This window comes from Noviherbaspirillum denitrificans, assembly GCF_002211445.1.
GTDB lineage: Bacteria > Pseudomonadota > Gammaproteobacteria > Burkholderiales > Burkholderiaceae_D > Noviherbaspirillum > Noviherbaspirillum denitrificans.
Genome location: NZ_LSTO01000001.1, coordinates 3,122,870 through 3,125,311 on the forward strand (window position 1 = coordinate 3,122,870; position 2,442 = coordinate 3,125,311).

At 64.5% G+C, this 2,442-nt stretch carries 1 protein-coding gene; it reads right to left on the reverse strand.

Annotation, left to right across the window (positions count from 1 at the left end; all coding sequences use genetic code 11):
• Positions 1 to 634: 634 nt before the first annotated feature.
• Positions 635 to 2,442: cyanophycin synthetase (locus tag AYR66_RS15155; RefSeq protein ID WP_170942310.1), on the reverse strand; the 1,808-nt coding region annotated here is incomplete at its 5' end.

A 2,442-nucleotide genomic window follows, 5' to 3' on the forward strand; every position in this document is an offset into this window, starting at 1 on the left:
TCGGTGACCCGGTTCGTTTGGCTCTCCGTGGAGACTAGCCGGGACTGGCCCCGGCGGGCCAATCACTTTTCTTGTCTCGCCAAGAAAAGTAATCAAAAGAAGGCGACCCCGGTGCCGCCGCCCCTTCGGGGTTCCCAAAAGAGCGGACGCAAAATCGGGAAGGGCAGAAACTCGCCTTCGGCTCAGACAGTCTGCCCTTCTTTTTCCGATTTTCCGCCCGCTCTTTTGGCGTCGGCACTGGGGGACTTCTTTAAACCCATCCCCACCCTAACCCTCCCCTTAAAGGGGAGGGAATTTTTGTGGGCTTGGCATAGTCCGGAGAAATGTTTGGCTCCCTCCCCTTCAAGGGGAGGGCCGGGGTGGGGATGGGGTTCGCACTTTCCCCTGTGCGCAGCCGAAAAACTGCATCGGAAAGCGGATAAAGAAGCGCGGACTGTCTGAGCCGAAGGCGAGTTTCCGCGCTTCCCGCTTTCCGATGCAGTTTTTCGGGTACCCCGAAGGGGCTGCGCGCCGGGGTCGCCTTTCTTTGCTTACTTTCTTTGGCGAAGCAAAGAAAGTGAGTGGCCCGCCGGGGCCAGTCCCGGCTAGCATCAACGGAGAACCTACTGACCAGGGTCACCGAAGAAAAACAGAATTACCCAGCACACTTGGCAGCAATATAAGCCAACGCCTCATCCACCTGATCAATCAGGATCAGGCAAAGATCCCCCGCCGAAAGCTCAGCCAGCGCCGCATCAATCGCCACAAACTCCCCCTTGATCTCCTTCACGGAGCGAGTGCGCTTGGCATCCTTGAGCCCGTCACGCAGCAGCGCGACAACTTCGCCTTCCTCGCGCCCCCGCTGGCAGGCATCCTCATACAGCACGACGCTGTCGAAGGCATCGCCCAGGATCTCGGTCTGCCGGCGCAGGTCGATATCGCGCCGGTCGCCGGCGCCGCTGATGACCACGGAGCGCTGCTTGGCCGGCATGCTGTCGATCGCATTGACCAGCGCCTGGATCGCGTCCGGGTTGTGGCCGTAGTCGGCGATCAGGGTGGCGCCGTTGTAGTTGAAAACGTTGAAACGCCCCGGCGCGCTCTGCGCGTCGCTGACGAAGGTCTGCACCGCCTTGCCGATCACGTCCCAGGAGATACCAAGTCCCCAGGCCGCGCCGATGGACGCCATCGCATTCTCGACCTGGAAGCCGATGGTTCCGTTGCGGGTCAGCGGGATGTCCTTGAGCGGGATGCGGTGCGAGGCCTTGCCCTCGGCGGCAACGATGGCATCACCGTCGACATAGACCACGCGGCGTCCCTGCGCGCGGTGCATGGTCATGACCGGATGGTGCACGTCCTTCGCGAAGAAGGTCACCGAACCCGGGCAGACCGCGGCCATGCTGGCGACCATCGGGTCGGCGGCGTTGAGCACGGCGGTGCCGTTGGGCGCGACGTTCTGCACGATCACGCGCTTGACCACCGCGAGGTCTTCGACGGTGGTGATGAAGTTCAGGCCGAGGTGGTCGCCTTCGCCGATGTTGGTGACCACCGCGACGTTGCAGCGGTCGAAGCCGAGGCCTTCGCGTAGCACGCCGCCGCGCGCGGTCTCGAACACGGCGGCGGTGACGTCGGGATGCATCAGCACGTTGCGCGCGCTGCGCGGGCCGCTGCAGTCGCCGGTGTCGATGCGCTTGTCGCCGATGTACACGCCGTCGGTGCCGGTCATGCCGACCAGGTTGTTGTCGGTGGCGAGGATGTGCGCGGTCAGCTTGACGGTGGTGGTCTTGCCGTTGGTGCCGGCCACCGCCACGACTGGTATGCGGCCGTCGTCGCCATCCTTGAACATGGTGGAGATGATCGCTTCGCCGACCGGACGGCCCTTGCCGTAGGACGGTTGCAGGTGCATGCGCAGGCCGGGGGCGGCGTTCACTTCGACGATGCCGCCACCTTGCTCTTCCAGCGGCTTGATCACGGTTTCGCAGACCACGTCCACGCCGCAGATGTCGAGGCCGACCATCTGCGCGGCTTCCACCGCACGCGCGGCCATGTCGGGATGCACGTCCTCGGTGACGTCGGTGGCGGTGCCGCCGGTGGACAGGTTGGCGTTGTTGCGCAGCACGACCAGCATGCCCTTGGGCGGCACGGAGTCGATGGTATAGCCCTGCTTGTCGAGCACCGCGCGGGCGATGTCGTCCACGCGGATCTTGGTCAGCGAGGTGGCATGGCCGTCGCCGCGGCGCGGGTCCTTGTTCACCTGCTCGATCAGTTGTCCGATGCTGTGCACGCCGTCGCCGGTGACCTGCGGCGGTTCGCGGCGGGCGGCAGCGACCATCTGGTCGCCCACCACCAGGATGCGGTAGTCGTGGCCGGTGATGTAGCGCTCGACGATCACGTCGTCGCTGATCGCATGTGCAGCCTCATAGGCCCGCAGCACGTCCTCGCGCGTCTTCATGTTGACCGCCACGC